This window comes from Nocardia sp. NPDC057227, assembly GCF_042669725.1.
GTDB classification, from domain to species: Bacteria; Actinomycetota; Actinomycetes; order Mycobacteriales; family Mycobacteriaceae; genus Nocardia; species Nocardia asteroides_A.
Window position 1 is genome coordinate 56,494 of record NZ_JBHUXA010000025.1, and the last position, 21,841, is coordinate 78,334.

General features: G+C 74.0%; 19 protein-coding genes. 9 read left to right on the top strand and 10 right to left on the bottom strand.

What is annotated here, in order from left to right; translation table 11 throughout:
- Positions 1–86 precede the first annotated feature (86 nt).
- From ACFUJ1_RS27800 to ACFUJ1_RS27810, 3 genes are all read left to right on the top strand, one after another.
- Positions 87–1,286, top strand: a complete 1,200-nt coding sequence (locus tag ACFUJ1_RS27800) for a tobH protein (protein WP_378650117.1) — start codon at positions 87–89, stop codon at positions 1,284–1,286.
- A complete protein-coding gene (gene manA, locus ACFUJ1_RS27805; RefSeq protein ID WP_378650119.1) occupies positions 1,286–2,557 on the top strand; it encodes a mannose-6-phosphate isomerase, class I in 1,272 nt (423 codons plus the stop codon). Before ACFUJ1_RS27800 ends, manA begins: the two co-directional genes overlap by 1 nt.
- Positions 2,558–2,622: 65 nt before the next feature.
- On the top strand, positions 2,623–3,546 hold the full coding sequence (locus ACFUJ1_RS27810; protein ID WP_378650121.1) for a cation diffusion facilitator family transporter: 924 nt from the start codon (positions 2,623–2,625) through the stop codon (positions 3,544–3,546).
- Here ACFUJ1_RS27810 and ACFUJ1_RS27815 read toward each other — a convergent pair.
- The gene (locus tag ACFUJ1_RS27815; protein ID WP_378650123.1) at positions 3,522–4,994 is read right to left on the bottom strand and encodes a phytoene desaturase family protein; all 1,473 of its coding nucleotides are present in this window, start codon (positions 4,992–4,994) and stop codon (positions 3,522–3,524) included. The two genes, ACFUJ1_RS27810 and ACFUJ1_RS27815, sit on opposite strands and share 25 nt — an antisense overlap.
- 82 nt (positions 4,995–5,076) lie before the next feature.
- Entirely contained in the window at positions 5,077–6,474 is a 1,398-nt protein-coding gene (locus ACFUJ1_RS27820; RefSeq protein ID WP_378650124.1) for a cation:dicarboxylate symporter family transporter, read from the bottom strand.
- 192 nt (positions 6,475–6,666) lie between these two features.
- On the opposite strand from ACFUJ1_RS27820, the gene ACFUJ1_RS27825 reads away from it, so the two are divergent.
- Together ACFUJ1_RS27825 and ACFUJ1_RS27830 are read left to right on the top strand one after the other, a co-directional pair.
- Positions 6,667–8,181, top strand: a complete 1,515-nt coding sequence (locus ACFUJ1_RS27825) for an ATP-binding protein (protein ID WP_378650126.1) — start codon at positions 6,667–6,669, stop codon at positions 8,179–8,181.
- On the top strand, positions 8,178–8,870 hold the full coding sequence (locus ACFUJ1_RS27830) for a response regulator (RefSeq protein WP_233020168.1): 693 nt from the start codon (positions 8,178–8,180) through the stop codon (positions 8,868–8,870). Before ACFUJ1_RS27825 ends, ACFUJ1_RS27830 begins: the two co-directional genes overlap by 4 nt.
- Positions 8,871–8,873: 3 nt before the next feature.
- On the opposite strand, the gene ACFUJ1_RS27835 is transcribed toward ACFUJ1_RS27830, so the two are convergent.
- From ACFUJ1_RS27835 to rfbD, 3 genes are read right to left on the bottom strand one after another with little or no spacing between them, the layout of a single operon-like run.
- Positions 8,874–9,953, bottom strand: coding sequence for a sugar phosphate nucleotidyltransferase (locus ACFUJ1_RS27835; RefSeq protein ID WP_378650128.1), 1,080 nt, complete (start codon positions 9,951–9,953; stop codon positions 8,874–8,876).
- A 21-nt stretch (positions 9,954–9,974) separates the two neighbouring features.
- Positions 9,975–10,868, bottom strand: coding sequence for a glycosyltransferase family 2 protein (locus tag ACFUJ1_RS27840; protein WP_378650130.1), 894 nt, complete (start codon positions 10,866–10,868; stop codon positions 9,975–9,977).
- A gap of 11 nt (positions 10,869–10,879) precedes the next feature.
- The gene (rfbD, locus tag ACFUJ1_RS27845) at positions 10,880–11,788 is read right to left on the bottom strand and encodes a dTDP-4-dehydrorhamnose reductase (protein ID WP_378650132.1); all 909 of its coding nucleotides are present in this window, start codon (positions 11,786–11,788) and stop codon (positions 10,880–10,882) included.
- Positions 11,789–12,305: 517 nt separating this feature from the next.
- Between rfbD and ACFUJ1_RS27850 the strand changes: the two genes are divergently transcribed.
- From ACFUJ1_RS27850 to ACFUJ1_RS27860, 3 genes are all read left to right on the top strand, one after another.
- Positions 12,306–13,724, top strand: coding sequence for an LCP family protein (locus ACFUJ1_RS27850; RefSeq protein ID WP_378650134.1), 1,419 nt, complete (start codon positions 12,306–12,308; stop codon positions 13,722–13,724).
- Complete coding sequence (locus ACFUJ1_RS27855) at positions 13,724–14,434, top strand: TIGR03089 family protein (RefSeq protein ID WP_378650136.1); 711 nt, start codon at positions 13,724–13,726, stop codon at positions 14,432–14,434. Before ACFUJ1_RS27850 ends, ACFUJ1_RS27855 begins: the two co-directional genes overlap by 1 nt.
- 115 nt (positions 14,435–14,549) lie before the next feature.
- Positions 14,550–15,860, top strand: coding sequence for a cytochrome P450 (locus ACFUJ1_RS27860; RefSeq protein ID WP_378650138.1), 1,311 nt, complete (start codon positions 14,550–14,552; stop codon positions 15,858–15,860).
- Here the strand turns inward: ACFUJ1_RS27860 and ACFUJ1_RS27865 are convergent.
- A complete protein-coding gene (locus ACFUJ1_RS27865; protein WP_378650140.1) occupies positions 15,853–17,460 on the bottom strand; it encodes a carboxylesterase/lipase family protein in 1,608 nt (535 codons plus the stop codon). The genes ACFUJ1_RS27860 and ACFUJ1_RS27865 overlap by 8 nt on opposite strands.
- Before the next feature lie 113 nt (positions 17,461–17,573).
- Between ACFUJ1_RS27865 and ACFUJ1_RS27870 the strand changes: the two genes are divergently transcribed.
- Positions 17,574–17,792, top strand: coding sequence for a zinc ribbon domain-containing protein (locus tag ACFUJ1_RS27870; RefSeq protein WP_378650142.1), 219 nt, complete (start codon positions 17,574–17,576; stop codon positions 17,790–17,792).
- 5 nt (positions 17,793–17,797) lie between these two features.
- On the opposite strand, the gene ACFUJ1_RS27875 is transcribed toward ACFUJ1_RS27870, so the two are convergent.
- From ACFUJ1_RS27875 to ACFUJ1_RS27890, 4 genes are read right to left on the bottom strand one after another with little or no spacing between them, the layout of a single operon-like run.
- Complete coding sequence (locus ACFUJ1_RS27875) at positions 17,798–18,079, bottom strand: SelT/SelW/SelH family protein (protein ID WP_378650144.1); 282 nt, start codon at positions 18,077–18,079, stop codon at positions 17,798–17,800.
- An 11-nt stretch (positions 18,080–18,090) separates the two neighbouring features.
- Positions 18,091–18,471 (bottom strand): YchJ family protein, encoded by a 381-nt coding sequence (locus ACFUJ1_RS27880; RefSeq protein ID WP_378650146.1) that lies wholly within the window; start codon positions 18,469–18,471, stop codon positions 18,091–18,093.
- A 5-nt stretch (positions 18,472–18,476) separates the two neighbouring features.
- The gene (locus tag ACFUJ1_RS27885; protein ID WP_378650148.1) at positions 18,477–18,923 is read right to left on the bottom strand and encodes a hypothetical protein; all 447 of its coding nucleotides are present in this window, start codon (positions 18,921–18,923) and stop codon (positions 18,477–18,479) included.
- Positions 18,920–21,607, bottom strand: coding sequence for an AAA family ATPase (locus ACFUJ1_RS27890; protein ID WP_378650150.1), 2,688 nt, complete (start codon positions 21,605–21,607; stop codon positions 18,920–18,922). Before ACFUJ1_RS27890 ends, ACFUJ1_RS27885 begins: the two co-directional genes overlap by 4 nt.
- Between the last annotated feature and the right edge of the window lie 234 nt (positions 21,608–21,841).

Below are 21,841 nucleotides of genomic sequence, written 5' to 3' on the forward strand. Positions count from 1 at the left end.
CATTCGCCCGAGCCCTCGGTGTGGACGCCGGGGCGGCGGGTACGGCCCGACCGATCACACCGCGATGAGGGGAGGTGGGACGCCCGATGATCGCTGGAACACCGGTGCTCGACCTCGATGATGCCGCGTCGATCTCGGCCGCCGACGCCAACGGCGCACTGCGCTCCGCCGCGTCCGGCGGGGCCCAGGTGCGCGCCACCGCGGCGGCCGTCACGGAGAACGCGCTCGCCACACTGCCGAGGACCGGCGCCCGCAGCCTGGTGATCGTGACCGGCTCCGGCCGCGCCGCGCGGGCCGCCGCGCTGCTGATCGCCGCGCTCGGGCCGCAGTCCGGGCTACCGGTCGTCCCGGTCTCCGCGCTGCCCGCCTGGGTCGGCGCGCTGGACGTGGTGCTGGTGGCGGGCGACGACGCGGGCGACCCGCGGCTGCTGGAGGCGGTGGACCGGGCCCAGCGGCGCGGCGCCGAGGTCGTGGTCGCCGCGCCGATCGAGGGGCCGCTGGCCGCCGCGGCGGGCGGAAGGGCCGCGCTGCTGGAGCCGCGCGTCACGGTGCTCGACCACAACCGGCTGCTGCGCTACTTCGCCGCCGGGCTGGCCGTGCTCGCCGCCATCGACCCCGGCCGCGCCGGGGTCGCGGTGCCCGACCTGAACAAGCTGGCCGACATCCTCGACGCCGAGGCGCTGCGCGACGGCCCCGAGCACGAGGTCTTCCACAACCCGGCCAAGACGCTCGCCGCGCGGATGCGGCAGCACCGCGTGCTCTTCAGCGGCGACTCCCCCGCGACGGCGGCGCTGGCCGGGCACGCGGCCGAGGTGCTGCTGCAGTCGGCCGGGCAGGTCGCGGCGGCGGTGAACCTGGCCGAGGCGGTGGCCGCGCAGCCGCGGCTGGTCGCGGTGGCGGCAGGCACCGCGCCCGACTTCGACCCGCTCTTCCACGACGAGGAGCTGGACGGCCCTGCCCCGGTGGAGCGGGTGCGGATCTTCGTGCTCAGCGCGGACGCCGACCAGGCGGCGGCGGGCAGGCGGATCGCGCGCTTCGGCGGCGACGGCGCGGGCCCGGTCGACGCCGACCTGGTGAACGCCGAGCTGGATCTGCTGCACAGCGGGCTCACCGACCCGGCCGCCCCCGCCACCCCGCCCGCCGACGCCGCGCCGGAGCCGAGCCGCGGCGGCGAGGTGGAGCAGCTCGCGGTGCTCGCGCTGCGGCTGGAGATGGCCGCGGCCTACCTCGGGCTGCTCGCCGCCCCCGGCGGCACGCCGGACCGGTACGACGGGGGACGCTTCTAGTGCACGAACTGGTGGGTGCGCTGCGCTCGTACGCCTGGGGGTCGCGCACCGCGCTCGCGGAGCTGTGCGGCAGGCCGGTGCCGTCGGCGCACCCGGAGGCCGAGCTGTGGTTCGGCGCGCACCCGGCCGACCCGGCGCACGTCGTGCTGGACGGCGCGGGCAGGCGCTCCCTGCTCGACCTGGTCGCCGCCGACCCGGCGCGCGAACTGGGCTGGGCCGCGGCGCCGTTCGACGGCACGCTGCCCTTCCTGCTGAAGCTGCTCGCGGCCGAGGAGCCGCTCTCGCTGCAGGCGCACCCGAGCCGGGAGCAGGCGCTGGCAGGCTTCGGCCGGGAGAACGCCACCGGGGTCGCGCTCGACTCACCGCTGCGCAACTACCGGGACGACAACCACAAGCCGGAGCTGGTGGTCGCGCTGGAGCGGTTCGAGGCGCTGGCCGGGTTCCGGGAGCCGACCAGGACGGTCGAGCTGCTGCGCGCGCTCGACGTCGGCGAGCTGGCGCACTACGCGGAGCTGCTCGCGGCGCAGCCGGACGCCTCCGGGCTGCGCATGCTCTTCACCACCTGGATCACGCTGCCGCACAACGCGCTCGCCGGGCTGCTGCCCGCGGTGCTCGACGGCTGCGTGCGCTACCTCTCCAGCGCCGGGCCGCGGCCGTTCACCGCCGAGGCCAAGACGGCGCTGGAGCTGGCCGAGGCCTACCCGGGCGACGCCGGGGTGCTGGCCGCGTTGCTGCTGAACCGGATCACGCTGGAGCCGGGGCAGGGTCTGTTCCTCGCGGCGGGCAACCTGCACGCCTACCTGCGCGGGCTGGCCGTCGAGATCATGGCGAACTCGGACAATGTGCTGCGCGGCGGGCTCACCCCCAAGCACGTCGACGTCCCCGAGCTGCTGCGGGTGCTCGACTTCGAGCCGATCGCGCTGCCGGTGGTGCTGCCCGAACCGGCGGGCGACGGCTCGGTGCGCTACCGCACCCCGGCGCCGGAGTTCGCGCTGCGCCGCTTCGACCTCGCCGCGGGCGCCGCACACGTGCCGCTCACGCACGCCGGGCCCGGCATCGTGCTCTGCACGGCGGGCCGGGTGCGGCTGCACGACCGCGACGGCGCCGCGGTCACCCTGGCGCGCGGCGGCGCGGCCTGGGTCTCCGCCGCCGACATCGACATTCGCGCGCAGGCGCTGGAGGGCCGGGCCCAGGTGTTCTGCGCCTGCGTCGGCAGCACCGCCGGGCTCCGGGTCCCGGTCCGCCCGGAGCAGCGGGCCGGGCTGGCCTAGTCTGAGTCCCGCGCACAGCGCACCGTGCCGGAGCGGCGCGGGTATCGCGAGGGGAAGGGGCCACGATGTCGGCTGGCGGTGGCAGGAAGGCGATCATCGCCGCGTTGGCGGCGAACGCGGGCATCGCCGTGGCGAAGTTCATCGGCGCCGCGATCACGGGGTCGGCGTCCATGCTGGCCGAGGGCGTGCACTCGGTCGCCGACACGGCGAACCAGGGGCTGCTGCTGCTCGGCCAGAAGCGCGCCGCGCAGGAGGCCGACCAGCTGCACCCGTTCGGCTACGGCCGGAACCGGTACTTCTACTCGTTCGTCGTCGCGCTGGTGCTCTTCACGCTCGGCTCGGTGTACGCGCTCTACGAGGGCATCCACAAGGTGCAGCACCCGGAGGAGCTGAACTCGCCGATCGTGGCGATCGTGATCCTCCTGGTCGCGATCGGGCTGGAGACCTTCAGCTTCCGCACCGCGATCAAGGAGTCCCGCCCGCTCAAGGGCTCGGCGAGCTGGTGGCGGTTCATCCGCAACTCGCGCAGCCCGGAGCTGCCGGTCGTGCTGCTGGAGGACGCGGGCGCGCTGATCGGCCTGATCCTCGCGCTCGGCGGCGTCGGGCTCACCGTTGTCACCGACGACCCGATCTGGGACGGCATCGGCACGCTCGGCATCGGCACGCTGCTCGGCGTGATCGCGATCGTGCTCATCATCGAGATGCAGAGCCTGCTGATCGGTGAGGGCGCGACCCCCGAGGAGGACAGGGCGATCCGCGCCGGGCTGGTCGACGGCGAGCGCATCGACACCGTGATCCACCTCAAGACCCAGTACCTGGGCCCGGAGGAACTGCTGGTGGCGGCGAAGATCGCGGTCACCCCCGGCCTCGACATCGAGCAGATCGCGGCCGCCATCGACGCGGCCGAGCAGCGGGTGCGGGCCGCGGTGCCCGCGGCGCGGGTGATCTACCTGGAGCCGGACCTCTACCGGACGCCGGCGCCGGCCTGATCGCCGAGTAGCGCGAGCGGGTCGGTCTCGATGCCGAACCGCTCGCGCAGCGCGTGGCCGGCGGCGTGCATGCCGGACATCCCGTGCACACCGGGGCCGGGCGGGGTCGAGGACGAACACAGGTACACCCCGGGCAGCGGGGTGCGGTACGGGTTCCAGCGCGGCGCGGGCCGGAAGGCGGTCTGCCACAGGTTCATCGCGCCCGCCGAGATGTCGCCGCCGACGTAGTTGGCGTTGTGCGCGGGCAGCTGCGCGGCGGTGTAGACGTGCTTGTCCAGGATCAGGTCGCGGAAGCCGGGGGCGAAGCGGGAGATCTGGGCGATGATGTCCTCGCTGACGTCCCTGGTCGAGCCGTGCGGGACGTGCGCGTAGGTGTAGAAGGTGTGCTTGCCCGCGGGCGCGCGGGTGTCGTCGACCACGCCGGGCTGGATGGCGAGCACGTACGGGCGCGGGGCGTGGTTGCCCGCGGCCACCGCCTGCTCGGCGGCCATCGCCTCGGCCCTGGTCCCGACGACGTGCAGGGTGCCGGCGCGGTCGCAGCCCTCGGCCTGCCACGGCACCGGGCCGGAGAGCGCGAAGTCGACCTTGCAGGCGGCGCCGCCGTACTTGAAGCGGCGCAGCGTGGCGGCGTAGCGCTCGGGCAGCTCGGTGGTGGCGATCCGGAGCAGCTCGGCGGGAGCGGTGTCGAGCAGGACCGCCTTCGCGTCCGGGAAGTCGTGCAGCGAATCGACCCGGTGGCCGGTGATCACCCGGCCGCCCAGCCGCTCCAGCTCGGCGATCATGGCGTTCGCGATGGCCTGGCTGCCGCCGCGCGGGATCACCCAGCCGCCCGCGTGTGCCAGCGTGCCGAGCAGCAGCGCCGCGCCGACCGCGGGCAGCTTGCGCGGCGGGGTGATGGCGTGCGTGGCGATGCCGGTGAGCAGGGCGGGGGCCGCCGTCTCCCGGAAGCGCAGGTTCCAGGCGGGGCTGCCCTGCTCCAGCATGCGCAGCCCGAAGCGGATGGTGCTCGCCCTGGCGATGGGCAGGTGCCGCATGTCCGACATGGCCAGCTCGACCACCTCCGGCCACTGCCGGACCAGCGGGGCGAAGAGGCGGCGCCAGGCGGGGCCGTCGACGCCGAGCCCGGCCACGGTGCGGTCCAGGTCGCGCCAGGCCAGCCCGGCGGTGCCGCCGTCGAGGGGATGCGCGTAGGAGACTTCGGGGGCGAGCAGCTCGACGCCGTGCGCGGCCAGGTCGAAGGCGCGGAAGAAGGGGGCGGCCAGCGCCATGGGGTGCGCGCCCGCGCAGACGTCGTGGTGGAAGCCGGGGAGCGTCAGCTCGGCGGTGCGGGAGCCGCCGCCCGCCGCCTCGAACGCCTCGTACACCTCGACCGAGAGCCCGGCCCGCGCCAGTACGACGGCGGCGGCGAGCCCGTTGGGCCCGGAGCCGACGACAACAACATCTGCCATATTCAGACGCTACCCGGTGCACGGCGGCGCAACCCCGGACGTGGGGAAGGGAACCCCGCGGACGGAGTCCCCTTCCGGCTGGTCAGGCGGTGACCAGTTTCTTGTCGGCGGTGGGTTCCGGTTCCGCGGACCCGGTGGCACCGTGCTCGTCGTCGAGCATGGTCTGCTCGTCGAACGGGATCTTGCGGTCGAGCACCTCGGTCACCCGCGCCTTGTCGATGGTGCCGGTCCAGGTGCCGATCAGCACGGTCGCGACGGCATTGCCGGAGAAGTTGGTGAGCGCCCGCGCCTCGGACATGAAGCGGTCGATGCCGACGATCAGCCCGACGCCGTCGAGCAGGTCCGGCCGGTGGCTCTGCAGCCCGCCCGCCAGCGTCGCCAGCCCCGCGCCGGTGACCCCGGCGGCGCCCTTGGAGGCGACGATCATGAAGACCAGCAGCCCGAGCTGCTCGCCGAGCGTGAGCGGCTGGCCCATGGCGTCGGCGATGAAGATCGAGGCCATGGTCAGGTAGATGGCGGTGCCGTCCAGGTTGAAGGAGTAGCCGGTCGGCACGACGACGCCGACGGTGGTGCGCTCGACGCCGAGGTGGTCGAGCTTGGCGATCAGGCGGGGCAGCGCCGACTCCGAGGACGAGGTGGCGACGATGAGCAGGTACTCGCGGGCCAGGTAGCGGCAGAGCTTGAAGATGTTCACCCGGGAGACGCTCCACATCAGCGTGCCGAGGATGCCGAAGACGAAGAGCAGGCAGGTGAGGTAGAAGGCGATCATCAGCGTGGCCAGCTGCAGCACCGCGTCCAGCCCGGTGCGGCCGACCACGTTGGCGATGGCGCCGAAGGCGCCGATCGGGGCCAGCCACAGGATCATCGAGAGGATCCGGAAGACCAGCTTCTGCAGCACCCCGACGGCGCGCAGCACCGGCTCGCCCGCGCTGCCCATGGCCTGGACCGCGAACCCGACCAGCAGCGCCACGAAGAGCGCCTGCAGCACGCTGCCCTCGGTGAGCGCGGAGAGCAGCGTCTCCGGGATGATGCCTTGGATGAACTCGACGGTGCCGCCGCCCGCGTGCGCCTGGTCGGCGTACTGCGCGCCCGCTCCCGCGTCCTGGCCGAGGTTCATGCCGCTGCCCGGGTCGAGCAGGTTGCCGACCACGAGGCCGATGCCGAGCGCCACCGTGGACATGGCGAGGAAGTAGCCGATGGCCAGGCCGCCGACCTTGCCGACGGTGGCCGCCTTCCGCACCGAGCCGATACCGAGCACGATGGTGCAGAAGATCACCGGCCCGATCATCATCTTGATCAGGTTCACGAACATGGTGCCGAGCGGGCCGAGCGCCTTGCCGGTGCCGGGCGCGAGCCAGCCGACCAGGATGCCGCCGACGACGGCGACGATGACCGCGATGTAGAGCCAGTGCGTGCGGTCCCTGCGGGCCGCCGGGGGGCTTTCCGTCTCCGGGACCGCCGGATGCGTGGTGTCGCTCATTGCGATGTTCCTTCTGTCGGTGCCCCCGCGATGACGACCGATGCCGCCCGTGTGCTCAGGATGTTCCCCGCCAGTGACATGGGTCACTGTTTGGTGCATTACGTTCAGGTGGTGCGGTTTTACGGCGGACAACAACGGAACAAAGGGCACGAAGGGAACAGAACCGGCTTCTCCCTGGCCGGGCAGGCCTTCGTGCTGCAGCTCGCGGTGGTCGCGCTGATCGTGGCCGCGGGCGCGGTGCTCGCCGTCGTCGACGCCAGGCACGACAGCGACTCCGCCACCGCGCAGGAGGTGGTGGACGTCGCGGTGAGCCTGGCCCGCTCCCCCGGGCTGGTCGACGCGGTGCGCTCGGCGGAGCCGACGCTGCGGCTGCAACCCGTCACCGAGCAGATCCGGCGCGAGACCGGGATGGACTTCATCGTGGTCATGGCCCCGGACCGCACCCGCTACACACACACCGACCCGGACCGGATCGGCCAGGCCTTCACCGGCACCATCGACCGCGCGCTGGCAGGCCAGACCTTCACCGAGACCTTCACCGGGACGCTCGGCCCCTCCATCCGCGCGGTCACCCCGGTGTACGACGGCGACACGGTGGTCGCGCTGGTCTCCGCCGGGGTCACCAGGGCGCGGATCGGCGACGAGGTGGGCGCGCAGCTGAGCTCGATCCTCGCCGTCGCGATCGCCGGGCTCGCCACCGCGGCGGGCGGCTCGTTCCTGATCGGGCGCAGGCTGCGCAGGCAGACGCACGGCCTCGGCCCCGCCGAGCTGCGCGCCATGTACGAGCACCACGACGCCGTGCTGCACTCGGTGCACGAGGGGCTGGTGGTCTTCGACGCCGACGGCCGCGCCGACGTGGTGAACGACGAGGCGCGCAGGCTGCTCGACCTGCCGGCGGGGCCGGTCCTGCGCGACGACCTGCCGGTCTCGCTGCGCCGCACCGGAAGCGGCGAGGTGCGCGACGAAACGCACGTCACCGAGGACCGGGTGCTGCTGGTCAACCAGGACGTGGTGACCTGGGCCGGCCGCCCGATCGGCACCGTGATGACCATCCGCGACCACACCGAATTGCGCACCGTGCTCGGCGAACTCGATTCGGTGCGGAACTTCGCGGAGTCGCTGCGCGCGCAGGCGCACGAGGCGGCGAACCGGCTGCACACCGTGGTCACCATGGTGGAGCTGGGCCGCTACCGGGAGGCGGTGGAGTTCGCCACCGCCGAGCTGGAGCTCTCGCAGGCGCTGGTGGACCGGATGCTCACGGCCGTCGGCGATCCCGCGCTGGCGGCGCTGCTGCTCGGCAAGGTGAACCAGGCGGCCGAGCGCTCGGTGGAGCTGACGGTGAGCGACGAGACCGCGCTGGAGACCGTCGAGCCGCTCTCCGCGCACGAGGGCGTGACGCTGGTCGGCAACCTGGTGGACAATGCCATTGATGCTGCTGCCGCCTCCTCCGACCGCTGGGTGGAGGTGACGATCGGGCGGCACGACGAGGTACTGGAGGTCCGGGTGACGGACAGCGGGCCAGGCATGTCGGCGGAGCTGTTCGCGCGGGCCGCCGAGCGCGGGTACACCACCAAGAGCGACCACCACGGGATCGGTCTCGCCCTGGTGCATCGTTTGGTTTCGCGGCACGGTGGCACAATCCGGACCGACCGGGCGCCCGAGAGCGCCGTGGTGGTGACGATTCCGCGAAAGGATCAGCCGGAGTGATCAGAGTTCTGATCGTCGAGGACGAACCGCTCATCGCCGAGGCGCACCGCGCCTACGTCGAGCGGCTCACCGGATTCACCGCGGTCCGGGTCGCGCACACCGCGCGCGAGGGGATGCGGGCCGTCGCCGAGGCGTCGGCCAACGATGCCCCCATCGACCTGGTGCTGATGGACATCGGCCTCCCCGACGCCAGCGGCCTCGACCTGGCCACCGCCATGGCGGGCCTGACCCCCCGCCCCGACGTCATCGCCATCACCTCGGCCCGCGACCTCACCATGGTCCGCACCGCCGTGGCCTCCGGCGTCGTCCTCTACCTGTTGAAACCTTTCACCTTCGCCGCCTTCCGCGACAAACTCGAGCGCTACCGCGAATTCCGGCACGCCCTCCCCGAGGGCCAATCCGCCGCCACCCAGCAGGAGATCGACCGAGCCTTCGGCATCCTCCGCACCAGCGACCAGCGCGCCACCACCCCGAAGGGGTTCGCCCCCCAGACCCTCCGCGAGATCTCGGAGGCGGTCCGCACCACCCCCCAGGGGGTGACCGCCACCGAAACCGCCTCCACGGTGGGCGTCTCCCGCATCACAGCCTGGCGCTACCTGGAGAAACTGGCCGACGACGGCCTGGTGGACCGCAGGTCGGATTACGGCAAGGCAGGCCGCCCGAAGAGCCGCTACATCTGGAAGGCGTGACCGTCAGACGTCGGTGCTGAACCTGATCCCGCCGTCCGGGATCACGACGCCCGGCCACACCCGGGCACCGCGGAGCAGCTCGCAGCGGGCGCCGACATGCGCCCCGTCGCCGATGACGCCGTCGCGGACCAGCGCCCGCGGCCCGATCCGGGCGCCGAAGCCGATGATGGTCCGCTCGACCGTCGCCCCGGCCTCGACGACCGCGCCGTCGAAGACGATGGCCCCGTCCAGCCGGGCCCCTGCCCCGATCTCGGCGCCGCGCCCGACCACGGTGCCACCGATGAGCAGCGCCCCCGGCGCGACGCCGGCCCCCGGATGCACCAGCGACTCTCCCCGCTGACCCGGCAGCGCGGGCGAGGGCGCGATCCCGCGAACGAGATCGGCGGAGCCGCGAACGAAGTCCTCCGGGGTGCCCATGTCCCGCCAGTACGACGAGTCCACGTGCGCCTGCACCCGAGCCCCCTCGGCGAGCAGCGCGGGAAAGACCTCGCGCTCGACCGAGACCGGCCGCCCCTCCGGAATCTTCTCGATGTACTCCCGCCGGAACACGTAGCACCCGGCGTTGATCTGATCGGTCGGCGGATCCTGCGTCTTCTCCAGGAACGCCTGCACCCGCCCCGCATCGTCGGTCGGCACGCACCCGAACGCCCGCGGGTCGCTCACCCGGACGAGGTGCAGCGTGACGTCGGCACCGGTGGTGTGGTGCGTCGCCAGCACCTCCCGCAGGTCGGTGCCGCCGAGCACGTCGCCGTTGAACACCACGACGGTGTCGGCGCGCAGCTTGGGCAGCACGTTCCTGATGCCGCCGCCGGTGCCGAGCGGCTCGCTCTCGTAGACGTACTCGATCTCCAGCCCCAGCTCGGAGCCGTCCCCGAAATAATCGGAGAAGACCTCGGCCTTGAAGGAGGTGCCGAGCACCACGTGCGTGATGCCCGCCGCCTTGATCCTGGCCAGCAGGTGCGTCAGGAACGGCAGCCCGGCCGTCGGCAGCATCGGCTTGGGGGCGGAGAGCGTGAGCGGCCGCAGCCGGGTGCCCTTTCCGCCGACCAGGATGACCGCGTCGGTACCTTCGTTGCCTGCCATCAGCTCCCCTGTCGAGAGTTCCTAGCGCTCGCGGCCTTGCGCGCGCAGCGCAGATCGAACCGCAATCCGGGAGCGAACCGCAAGTCCGGCGCGCAGAGCGAGCCGCAAAGGCAGCTGCCACCAGTGCGGATGCCGGTCCGCCTGGAAGCGGTAGGCGCTGGCGTGGTGCGCGGGCAGCATGAGCTCGGGGTGCTTGCCCGCCGCGTGCCCCTTGGCATGGGTGACCTCGGCGGACGGCACGAAGACGTTGTGCCAGCCCGCCTTGCCGATGCGGTCGCCGAAGTCGACGTCCTCCATGTACATGAAGTACCGGGAGTCGAACCCCTCGATGCTGTCGAAGGCGGCGCGCCGGACCAACAGGCAGGAGCCGGAGAGCCAGCCGACGGTGCGCTCGGAGATCTCCTCGTTCTCCCTGCGGTACCGGCGGGTCCAGGGGTTGCCCTTCCAGACGGCGCCGAGGATGGCGTGGCCCGCGCCGTCGGCCAGGCCGGGCACCCGGCGCGCGGAGGGGTAGACGCTGCCGTCCGGCTCGCGGACCATCGGCCCGACCGCGCCCGCGCGCGGCCAGCGCTGCGCGGCGGCGAGCAGCTCGTCGATGGCCCCGGTGCCCCAGCGGATGTCCGGGTTGGCGATCACCACGAACTCGACCGAGGGGTCGATCTGGGCGACGGCCATGTTGATGGCCCCGCCGTAGCCGATGTTGCCGCCGGTGCGCAGCAGCCGGACGTGCGCGTTCGCCTCGGCGGCGAGTTCGGGTGTGCCATCGGTCGAGCCGTTGTCGGCCAGGATGACCTGTGGTTTCTCATCGGTCGCTGTGGCGAGGGTGGTGATGAAGTGCTCGAGGTGCTCGCCAGGTGAATAGGTCACCGTGACGACCACGAGCCCACCGGGGGCAGCGGATTCGGTTGCGCTCACGGCGGCTCAGCCTAGTCGCCGGTGGCCGCGCCCGCGCCCGCCCCGGCCCTGGCGAGCGCCGCGCGCAGCGCGACCTGCCATTCCCGCAGCGGCGTGAGCCGCGCCTCGGCCCAGGAGCGGGGGGAGAGCACCGAATAGGCCGGACGCCGTGCGGGTCTCGGGAAGGCCGCGGTGTCGACCGGCCGCACCCGCTCCGGGTCGGCGCCCGCGGCGGCGAAGACCGCGCGGGCCAGGTCGAACCAGCTGGCCTGCCCGGCGTTGGTGGCGTGCAGCAGCCGGGGCGCCTCCGGGCGCCCGACCAGCTCGAGCAGCCCGGCGGCCAGGTCGGCGGCGAAGGTCGGGCTGCCGATCTGGTCGGCGACCACGTCGACGGTGTCGCGCTCGCGCTCCAGCCGGAGCATGGTGCTGACGAAGTCGGCGCCGCCCGCGGAGTAGACCCAGGCGGTGCGCACCACGTGCGCGCGGGCGGTGCTCGCCAGCACGGCCTGCTCCCCGGCCAGCTTGGAGCGGCCGTAGACGGTGACCGGGTCGGGGGTGTCGGTGGTGTCGTACGGCACGGTGTCGCCGGAGGCCGAGCGGGTACCCGAGAAGACGTAGTCGGTCGAGAGATGAACCAGCCTCGCCCCCGCCCGGGCACAGGCCGCGGCGAGCACCTCCGGTCCCGTCCCGTTGCCTGCGAAAGCCGCCGCGGCGTCGGTCTCGGCGGCGTCCACCGCGGTGTAGGCGGCACAGTTCAGCACGACGGCACCCGGCTCCAGCGCGGCCGACACCGCGTCCGGATCCCGGATGTCGAGTTCGTGCCTGCTGTATCCGCGCGCGTGCGGGGCGAGCCGGAGCAGCTCGCGGCCGACCTGCCCGTTCGCCCCGGTCACGATCAGGGGGGTGCGGGCGGTGGCGGCTGCTTCCGGCGCGTCGGTCACGGCCGCCAGTGTGGCACGCCGGGCTGGCGTGGCTCGGCGCCGTGCCGGTTGCCGTTGGTTAGCCTGAGGTCTCCGGACCGGGGCGCGAGCGGCCGGGGCGCGGGGAGCGCTCGCCGTACGGAAGACTTGCCGGTAGCGAGCACTGCGCTCGATTCGTGGAGAGGACGCACAGGTGTCGCAGCGCGGGTACGACGAGCAGGAACCGGGCCGCGACCGGCGCGCAGCCGGTCAGCGCGCGCCACGGCCTGCTGCCGAGCGGCGGCCGTGGCCGGAACGGCAGCCACGCTCGGAGCGGACGCCACAATCGGAGCGGCAGCCACAATCGGAGCGGACGCCACAGTCGGAGCGGCAGCCACAATCGGAGCGGCCGCAGCGATCGGAGAAGCAGCCGCGATCCGAGCGAAAGCCTCGGTCGGAGCGGAAGCCACGGTCGGAGCGGTCGGAGCGGCGGCGCGGGACGGTGCGGCCCCCGGCGCCCGTCGCGGAAGACAAGCCACGGCCCGCCATCTTCGGCCCGGTGCGAGTGCTGGTCGCGCTGGTCGCGGTGGCCACCTTCGCGATCACCGGCTACGGCTGGCACGGCGTCGATTCCCTGGTCTCCGACATCGAGCGGATCGACAATCTCGCGCTCGGCGGCGGCCGGGACGGCGCGGTCGACATCCTGCTGGTCGGGGTGGACAGCCGCACCGACGCGCACGGCGACCCGCTCTCCGACGACGAGCGCGCCATGCTGCACGCCGGAGACGAGGTGGGCACCAACACCGACACCATCGTGCTGATCCGGGTGCCGAACGACGGCAGCTCGGCGACCGCGATCTCGATCCCGCGCGACTCCTACGTCGACATCCCCGAGTTCGGCAAGGGCAAGATCAACTCGGCGTACGGCGCAACCAAGGAGACCGAGCGGCTGGAGCTGCTGAACCAGGGCGTCTCCGAGTCCGCCGCCGAGGACCGCTCCACCCAGGCCGGGCGCAAGGCGCTGATCTCCTCGGTCGGGAACCTCACCGGCATCACCGTCGACCACTACGCCGAGGTGAGCCTGCTCGGTTTCGTGCTGCTCACCGACGCGGTCGGCGGCGTCGAGGTGTGCCTGACCAACGCCGTTGACGAGTGGATGTCCGGCGCCGACTTCCCGGCGGGGGTGCAGAAGCTGGACGGGCCGCAGGCACTCAGCTTCGTCCGGCAGCGGCACGACCTGCCGCGCGGCGACCTGGACCGGATCGTGCGCCAGCAGGTGTTCATGGCGCAGCTGGTGGGCCAGATGCTGAGCGCGGGCACGCTCGGCAACCCGGGGCGGCTGCAGCAGCTCAGCGATGCCGTCGGGCGCACCGTCGTGCTGGACGAGGACTGGGACGTGCTCGCCTTCCTGCGCCAGCTGCGCGACCTCTCGGCCGGCCAGGTGCGGTTCGAGACCATCCCGGTGGCCGACCTGAACGGCATGACCGCGTACGGCGAGGCGGTGGTGAAGGTGGAGCCGAAGACGGTGAAGAAGTACGTGGCCTCGCTCGTCGGCGAGCAGGGCGCGGGCGAGCCCGCGGTGCTGCCCGCCGCGGTCACGGTGGACGTCTACAACTCCTCCGGCGTGGCCGGGCTGGCCGGGCAGGTCTCGGAGGCGCTCACCGGCAAGGGGTTCCGCCCCGGCGAGATCGGCAACTGGACCGGGGAGACCGCGCTCGCCAGCACGGTCGTCGCCGCGGACGCGGACGACCCGAAGGCCGCCGCCGTCGCGGAGGCGCTCGGCGGGCTCCCGGTGCGCGCCGACGCGGCGGTGCTGCCCGGTGCGATCGGCGTGGTGCTGGCGAGCGACTATTCTGGTCCCGGCTCGTCCGCGGCCGGGGTGTTCGACTTCTCGGAGACGGCGGCGGCGACCGCGACGCCCGTGCCACCCGCCCCTCCGATCGCCGCAGGGAACACCGGACCGAAATGCGTGAACTGATGCGAGACGCCCTGACCCTCACCGAGGCCCTGCTCGACCCGGTGCTGGCCCGCGAGCCCGCCGCGCCGCGGGTCACCTGGTACGACGACGCCACCGGCGCCCGGATCGAGCTCTCCGGGCTGACGCTGGCCAACTGGGCGGCCAAGACCGCCAACCTGATCCGCGACGAGTTCGGCCTTGCACCGGGCGCGCGGGTCGCGGTGCTGCTGCCCGCGCACTGGCAGACCGCGGCGGTGCTGCTCGGTTGCTGGTGGGCCGGGGTCGAGGTGGTACTGCGCCCGGACCCGGACGCCGATCTGGCGCTGGTCACCGCGCAGCGGCTCGACGACGCCGACGGCGTGCCCGAGGTGGCCGCGCTCTCGCTGGACGCGCTCGGCGCACCGGTGCGCGACCTGCCGATCGGGGTCACCGATTTCGCCACCTCCGTGCGGGTGCACGGCGACCAGTTCCTCCCCGGCGGGCTCGGCACCGCGCTGGACGGGCTGACCGTGGCCGAGGTGCTGGCCGAGGCGCGCGGCTCCGCGCGCAGGCAGGGCTTCGCCGAGGGCGACCGGGTGCTCTCCAGCACGCCGTGGGAGACGCCCGCCGAGCTCATCGACGGTTTCCTCGCAGTGCTCGCCGCCGGCGCCTCGCTGGTGCAGGTGGTCAACCCGGACCCGGCGCAGCAGGAGCGGCGGGCCGAGACCGAGCGGGTCACCGCCCGCCGCTGACCCGCCGCTCTCCGCCCCCGGTAGGAGAGCGCGGTCCGCCTCGGGCACGTTCCGCGCTGTTGCCGGTTCTCGTACGGTGGAGATCACCACGTCGAGGTGATTGCGAGGTCGCACCATGAAGCCCCAGTACTGGTTCCGGTGGCTTTCCGAACACGGGGTGCCGCGCTACGCGGTGCGCGCCGCAGCGAAGCAGGGCGACCGCTTCGCCGAGCTGGTCGGCGGCCCCGCCGGGGTCAGCGAGCCGTACCCGCTGATCGAGCGGATGCGCGGCGACGGCCCGCTGCAGCGCACCCGGATCGCCTGGGCCAGCTTCGACCACGACGTGGTGCGGAGCATCCTGCGGGACAGCCGGTTCGGCGTGCGCAACCCCGTCGGCTTCACCACGCCGCGGGCGCTGCAGTGGATCAAAGACGCGGCGCACGTGCCTGCGAACCCGGTGGAGCCGCCCTCCATGCTGGTCATCGACCCGCCGGAGCACACCCGGATGCGCAAGCCGGTGGCGTCGGCCTTCACCCCGCGCGCGGTGCGCAAGCTGGGCGACCGGGTGGAGAAGGTCACCGTCGAGCTGCTCGACGGGCTGCCCGACGACGGCCGCACCGACCTGATCGCGAGCTTCGCCTCCCGGGTGCCGATCGCCATCATCTCCGAGATGCTCGGCTTCCCCGACTCCGACCAGGACCTCTTCCTGGAGTGGGGCGACCGGATGACCCCGCTGCTCGACATCGGCATCTCCTGGCGCGACTACCGCGGCGCGTTCGGCGCCATGAACGTCATGGACGGCTACCTCCGCGCGCACATCGCCAAGCTGCGCGCGAACCCGGGCGACGACATCCTGAGCACCCTGGTGAGCACGAGCGACCTGGACGACTACGCGCTCGCCGCCACCGCGAGCCTGCTTATGGGCGCCGGCTTCGAGACCACGGTGAACCTGATCGGCAACGGCGTGGTGCAGCTGGCGACCCACCCGGAGCAGCTGGCCAGGCTGCGCGCCGAACCGGAGCTGTGGCCGAACGCCATCGAGGAGATCCTGCGCATCGACCCGCCGGTGCAGACCACCGCACGCACCGCGCTGGAGGACGTCGAGGTCGGCGGGGTGCAGCTGCGCGCGGGCGCCACCGTCGTCGTCTCGCTGGCGGGCGCCAACCGCGACCCGGCGGTCTTCACCGACCCGGATCGCTTCGACGTGAGCCGGGAGAACGCGCGCGAGCACCTGACCTTCAGCAACGGCATCCACGTCTGCCTCGGCGCCAGCCTGGCCCGGATGGAGGGCGTCTTCGCGCTGCGCTCGCTCTTCGAACGCTTCCCCGACCTCGCGCTGGACGGCACGCTGCGGCACCGGCAGCTCTACACCCTGCACGGGTACCGGGCGCTGCCGGTGCGGCTCGGGCACCGCGCGCCGCGCGAGGTGCCGCAGCCGGTCAGCTGAAGCCGACGGCCTGCGGCCCCCACGCGGTGTGGAACGGGCCGTCCGGGTCGTCGACCATGCGGTCGATGGCGTCGATGAGCAGCGTCGGCCTGGTCTCCGGGTGGTAGGGCGGCCAGTGCTTGGAGCCGTCCAGCGCGGCGGGGACGCCGTGCTCGGCGAAGGCCGTCCAGCGCCGCATCATCCGGCCGGAGACCGCCTGCGCCGCGCGCCTGCCGCCGAGCCAGAAGGTCGGGTCGTGGTCGAAGGTGCCGAAATTGCCGAAGACGTACGGCAGCTCGGTGGCGTGGCCAGCGCCGACCCGGGCCGCGCGGAGCATCGGGGTGGCGTGGTCGAAGCGGTAGACGAAGGTCGGCGAGTGCTGCGCGTGGCCGTCCGCCACCCAGCGCGCGGGCATTCGGAAGGCGGCGTCGGTGGAGATGGCGAGCGCGCCGCGGGCCGTCGCGATGTCCGGGTAGGCGGCGGTGATCTCGGCCAGCCGCTCGGGGCCGAGGTCGGGGTGGCCCGCGGAGATGTCGCGCAGCATGGCGTTCACCGCGTCCGGGGTCACCGGCATGATCGGCGAGCGGAAGAGCCGGAACAGCGAGGACTCGTCCCGGTTGCTGCCGATCACCAGCGGCACCCGCAGCGACTCCCCGCGCGCGAAGCGCTCCACCGGGTAGCCGGGCAGCAGCGTGCCGTCCACGACCGGGGCGGCGGCCAGCCTGCCCGGCTCGGCGACCGGCACCTCGTCGAAGAGCGTCCCCGCCACCTGTGCGAGCCGCTGGATGGGCAGCTCGGTGAGCTCGGCGGCCCGGCCCGCGGGCAGCTCCAGCAGCTCGAGGAAGCGGTGCGCCACCTTGGCCGCGCGCTCCTGCCCGAAGACCGTTGTCGCGGGCGGGCTCTGCGCGATGGCCTTGTGGAAGAGGCCGTCCGCGCGCGGGGAGGTGAGCAGCGCGGTGACGCAGCCGCCGCCGGAGGACTCGCCGAAGAGCGTGACGTTGCCCGGGTCGCCGCCGAACTCGGCGATGTTCGCGCGCACCCACTCCAGCGCGGCGATCTGGTCGTGCAGCCCCAGGTTCGGGACGAAGCCGGCGCCGAGCGCGGAGAGGTCGAGGAAGCCGAGCACGCCGACCCGGTAGTTCACCGTGACCACAACGACGTCACCGGATTCGGCCAGCCTGCGGCCGTCGTAGATCTCCTGGGCCGCGGTGCCGAGGCAGTACGCGCCGCCGTGCAGCCACACCATGACCGGGCGCGGCGGGGCGTCCCGGTGCGGGACGCGGGGCGCGAAAACGTTGAGCCAGAGGGGGTTCTCACCCATGCGCAGCTTGCCCGCGACCGGGACCATCGGGCCCATGGCCTGCGGCGCCACGTCGCCGACTTCGGTGCAGGGGCGCTCCCCCGACCACGGCTCCGGCGGGCGGGGGGCGCGGAAGCGGTCCGGCCCGGTCACCGGTGCGCCGTACGGGATGCCGCGCCAGACGGCGACGGGTCCGGCGGTGGTGCCGCGGACCGCGCCGTAGCTGGTACGGGCGACGGGCTCGGCGGGCGGATGGTCGACGGTGGCCTCGAACGCACCGGCGGCCGCGTACTCCCGGCCGGTCTCGATCTCCATTGTCATGCTCTGTACCTCCTGACCTGCGCCGATCACCGAAAAGACATGATCGTCCTTTCGAGGGTACGTCCGGAGGGCAGTTCCAAACGGTTACTCGCGCCACCCGTTACCCTTGCGCTATGCCGAGTTACCAGTTCCGCTGCCGCAGCTGTGGGGACACCTTCGAGGTCTCGCGCCCGATGGCGCGCTCCGGCGATCCGGCCGAGTGCCCGGCCGGGCACGGCGATACGGTCAAGCTGCTCACCACCTTCGGGACCGTCGGGGCGTCGAGCGCGCCGGCGCCGATCCCCGCCGCGCCGAGCGGCGGCGGGTGCTGCGGCGGTGGCTGCTGCCGATAGCCGGGTCAGGAGTTCCGGTCGCGGTCCAGGTGGCCGAGATCACGGTCCGGCGCGACCCGATCGCGCACCCGTTGCTTGAGCTGCGCCACATCCGGGAAGCCGCCGTCGGCCTTGCGCTCCCAGATCTGCTCGGCGTCCACCGTGATCCGAAAGATTCCGCCGGTGCCGGGTACCAGCGCGACCTCGTCCAGGTCGGTGCCGAAGGTGTTCAGGAGCTCCTGCGCCATCCAGGCCGCGCGCAGCAGCCAGCGGCACTGGGTGCAGTACTCGATCGCCACGCGCGCCATGCGGCCCGACGCTACCCGACCTTGCCGTCCAGGTAGTGCCAGGCGCCGTCCACCCGCGCGAACCGGCTGACCTCGCGCAGCACGTGGCTGCCGTCCGGATCGCGGTGGTGCGCCGCGAATTCGACAACGCCGTCGTCGTCGAACGGGCCGCCGCGCTCGGTGCGCACGATCTCCAGGAAGCGCCAGCGGGTCTCCGGGTCGAGGTCGATCGCGTCCGGCCTGGTGCGCGGGTGCCAGGAGCGCAGCAGGTAGGCACCGTCGCCGACGGCGAAGGCGGTGTAGCGGGAGCGCACGAGCGCCTCCGCGGTCGCGGCCGCGCGCTCGCCGGCCAGCACCGGGCCGCAGCACTGGTCGTACGCCTCGCCGCGCCCGCACGGGCATCGCCTCGCCATGCGGGTCATCGTCGCACGGCGGCGGTTCCGGGCAGGGCCGCGAGGGCGTCGGCGAACTCCTCCGCCTGCTCGCGCCAGCGGCGCAGCTCGGTGACCGAGGGGGCCAGCTCGTAGTCGTGGTGGTGCGCGGCGCGGGAGAGCGCGGTCCAGACCGCGGCGATCCGGGCGGCGAGCTCGGAGCCCGCGTGCAGCCGGAGCGCGAGCAGCTGCGCGCGCATGGGGCAGCGGGCGAGCGCGGGCTCGCGGCGCGCCCACAGCTCGTCCACCGCCTGCTCGATGGCGAGCCGCAGGATCCACGAGGTGGCGCGGGACCAGACGCCGCCCGCATCCGTCACGGTGCCGGCCAGCAGGTGGTCGGCGGCCTCGAAGCGCTCCGCGATCGTCGGCCGGGCCGCACCGCGCTCCCGGTTCCGCGCGCGCTGCCGACTGCGGCGCGCGGGTTCGCCGGTCATCGCGTCCGCGGCGGGCTCGGCCTTCGCCTCGGCGCACCGTTGGCACCGCGCTCCCCCGCGTCCGCCCGGCCCTGCTGCCCACCGGCGCGGCCGCCCCGATCGCGCGCAACGCCACCGTCCTGCTCCGCGCCCGGACGTCGGTCCTGCCGCTGCCGGCCGCCAGGCGGTTCGGGCTGCACGCGCTCCGAGCGGCCGCGGGTCCGGGCTTCCGCACGCTGCCCGCCGCCGTTCGACGCTGCCCGGCGGCCGGGCGGGCGGTCGGCACTGCCGTCGAGGTCGGCGGCGAGCCGGGCGATGAGCCGCTCGGTGTCGGCGATGAGCGCCCGCATCCCGCGGTCGATCGGGACGTGCGCGCCCGCGGTGGCGTCGCGCAGCACGTCGACCGCCCAGCCGCCCTCGGTGGCGGCCAGGTGCGCGTTCAGGTCGTCGACCTTGCCGTCCACGCCCATGACGGCGAGCGCGACCATGGCCCGCGTCGTCTGCGCCGCCGAGACCCGGCGCTCCACCTCGGCATGGCCCATTCCCTCGGCGAGCAGCGTGCGCCGCGCCCTGGCCAGCCCGGCCGCCTCCAGCGCGGAGCGGCAGCAGGTCGCCACCAGCTCGGTGGCGATGGCGGGCGGCAGCTGCCTGGTGTGCATGAGCGAGCGGGCATCCGCGAGGTAGCGGCGCACCGGATCGCTCACGGTGCGCACCTCGACCACCGAGCGCTCCCGGCGCTGCACCTCGAGCACCCTGGCGTCCAGCTGCATCCGCCGCACCGCCTCGGCCAGCCGCTCGTCGTGCGTGAAGACGACGACCTGCCTGCTCCGCGCGACCTCGGCGAGCACCGTGGCCAGCCCGTCCACCTTGGCCGGGTCCATGGCCTGCACCGGATCGTCGATCAGCACGAAGCGGAACGGGCTGCGCTCGGCGGTGGCCCGCGGCAGGAAGAGCGAGAGCCCGAGCGCGTGCAGCTCGCCCTGGCTCATGACGCCGAGCGCGGCGCCGTCCACCTCGTCGACGGTGACGTCGAGCAGCACCCGGCGCGCGGTGCCCGCGCTGCCCTGCAGCCGGACCGCGCCCAGCTCGACGTTGCTCTGCTGGCGCAGCGTCTGCCAGACCCAGCGCGCCGTCTCCTGCAGCGGCGCCATCCGCTCGTCGCGCAGGACGCCGGCGGCCGCCTTCAGCCACTCCTCGGCGCGCTTGACCGTGCGCAGCTCGGCGGAGTCCGCCTCGACCAGCCTGGCGCCGGTGATCCAGGCGGTGAGCCTCGGCACCAGCGGCGCCCACACCTCGTCCAGCCGCTCCAGCTCGGTGCGGGTGCCGCGGCGCACGTGCTCCAGCTCGTCCACCAGCCGGGTGTAGGCGGTGCGCACCCGCTCCGGCAGCGCCGGGTCGTCGTCCGCGCCGTCGTCGAAGCGCAGCGCGGCCCAGCGGGTCCACGCCCTGGCGACCGCGGCGGTGTCCACCGGGCGGCGGCCGGGCGCGACCAGCTCGTCCGGCACCGGCTGCGGCAGGCTGCGCAGCGCCGCGGCGGCCCGGCGCAGCTCGGCGCGGGCGTCGGCGAGCCCGGCCACCCTGGCCGCGAGCTCGCCGACGGCGATGTCGGTGGCGGCGCGCCAGGCGGCGTCCAGCTGCCCGGCGCCGCAGAGCGGGCAGACGCAGTCCGCGTCCCCCGCGTGCGAGCGCGCCCGGCGCAGCAGCTCCAGGGTGCGCAGGTCGGCCTCGGCATTCCCGGTGGCGTACCGCGCGACCTCGGCGCCCGCCCGCTCCAGCCGCTGCACCGCCGCGCGCACCACCACCGGGGCGGGCACCGCGAGCCGGACCAGCCCGCGCAGCCCGGCCACGTCGGCGGTGTCGTCGGCGCCGGTCAGCGCGGCCTCCACCGCGGCGACCTCCGGGTCTGGGGTGCGCAGCAGCGCGGCGAGCTCGACGGCCCTGGTATCGGCGGTGCGCTCCAGCGCGCCCGCGAGTTCGGTGCGCAGCGCGCGCGAGGCCCGCGCCGCGCGCTCCAGCGTCAGCCTGCGGGCGCGGATGCGCTCCTGCGCGGCGGTCAGCTCGTCCAGCCCGAGCAGCCGGTGCAGCGCGTCGAAGAGGTCGCTGGGCCTGCCGTCGATGAGCGAGCCGAGCTCGCTGTAGGAGAGGAACGGGCGGTGCAGCGCGAGCAGTGCCGACCAGGCCTCGACATCGAACGGCGCGGGATCGGCGGCGCCGCGCTGCTCGGTCCACTCCGGCGCGGTGAGCTCGGCCTCGGCGGGCCAGGCGGCGCGCACCAGGATCTCCGCCGGGCTGCCCGCGGTGAGCAGGTCGAGCGCGATCCGGGTCTCGCCGGGGGCGTGCAGGTTGCGCCAGCCCTCGCGCCAGGCCGCGGAGCGCCCCTCCCAGCGCCGGTTGGCGCCGGTCAGCGCGAGCTCGGCGGCCTCGGCGAAGCTCGACTTGCCGCTGCCGTTGCGCCCGACCACCAGCGTCAGCCCCGGGCCGGGCGAGAGCCGGAGCACGCTCTCCCTGCCGATCCCGCGGAACCCGCGAACGGCGATGCCGCGCAGGTAGATTCCGTCGTGCCGGGGGGCTCCCGCCGCCGGGGCCGGCTGTTCGATGTCGTCGAGCGCGGTCCGGACGACGGCGACGACCTCGGGGTCGGCAGCGGGCCCGTCCTCCAGCAGGCGCGCGAGCGACCCCGTGGCGTCGTCCGTCTCGGTTCGCATCCCGCCCCCTCCCGCACGACCGGAATCGTGCCGAACGCTACCCGATGGGGGGAGCGGCGATGCGCGGGGACGAACCCGCCCGCGCGGAGCTGGAGTTGGCCATCGAACGACGCGACCGCGCTCGATGTCCACCCCTCGCCAGCCCCGGCGGGCAGCTCGATGTGTCCGCACCCGGGCCGAGAGATACCGGGTGGTCCGGCACAGCCGAACAGGTCAGAATGCCAGAGCGGCCGT

Coding starts and splice junctions, on each gene's coding strand:
- ACFUJ1_RS27800 (WP_378650117.1), top strand. CDS start 87: ATGATCGCTGGAACACCGGTGCTCGACCTCGATGATGCCGCGTCGATC.
- ACFUJ1_RS27810 (WP_378650121.1), top strand. CDS start 2,623: ATGTCGGCTGGCGGTGGCAGGAAGGCGATCATCGCCGCGTTGGCGGCG.
- ACFUJ1_RS27815 (WP_378650123.1), bottom strand. CDS start 4,994: ATGGCAGATGTTGTTGTCGTCGGCTCCGGGCCCAACGGGCTCGCCGCC.
- ACFUJ1_RS27820 (WP_378650124.1), bottom strand. CDS start 6,474: ATGAGCGACACCACGCATCCGGCGGTCCCGGAGACGGAAAGCCCCCCG.
- ACFUJ1_RS27835 (WP_378650128.1), bottom strand. CDS start 9,953: ATGGCAGGCAACGAAGGTACCGACGCGGTCATCCTGGTCGGCGGAAAG.
- ACFUJ1_RS27855 (WP_378650136.1), top strand. CDS start 13,724: ATGCGAGACGCCCTGACCCTCACCGAGGCCCTGCTCGACCCGGTGCTG.
- ACFUJ1_RS27860 (WP_378650138.1), top strand. CDS start 14,550: ATGAAGCCCCAGTACTGGTTCCGGTGGCTTTCCGAACACGGGGTGCCG.
- ACFUJ1_RS27865 (WP_378650140.1), bottom strand. CDS start 17,460: ATGACAATGGAGATCGAGACCGGCCGGGAGTACGCGGCCGCCGGTGCG.
- ACFUJ1_RS27870 (WP_378650142.1), top strand. CDS start 17,574: ATGCCGAGTTACCAGTTCCGCTGCCGCAGCTGTGGGGACACCTTCGAG.
- ACFUJ1_RS27875 (WP_378650144.1), bottom strand. CDS start 18,079: ATGGCGCGCGTGGCGATCGAGTACTGCACCCAGTGCCGCTGGCTGCTG.
- ACFUJ1_RS27880 (WP_378650146.1), bottom strand. CDS start 18,471: ATGGCGAGGCGATGCCCGTGCGGGCGCGGCGAGGCGTACGACCAGTGC.
- ACFUJ1_RS27885 (WP_378650148.1), bottom strand. CDS start 18,923: ATGACCGGCGAACCCGCGCGCCGCAGTCGGCAGCGCGCGCGGAACCGG.
- ACFUJ1_RS27890 (WP_378650150.1), bottom strand. CDS start 21,607: ATGCGAACCGAGACGGACGACGCCACGGGGTCGCTCGCGCGCCTGCTG.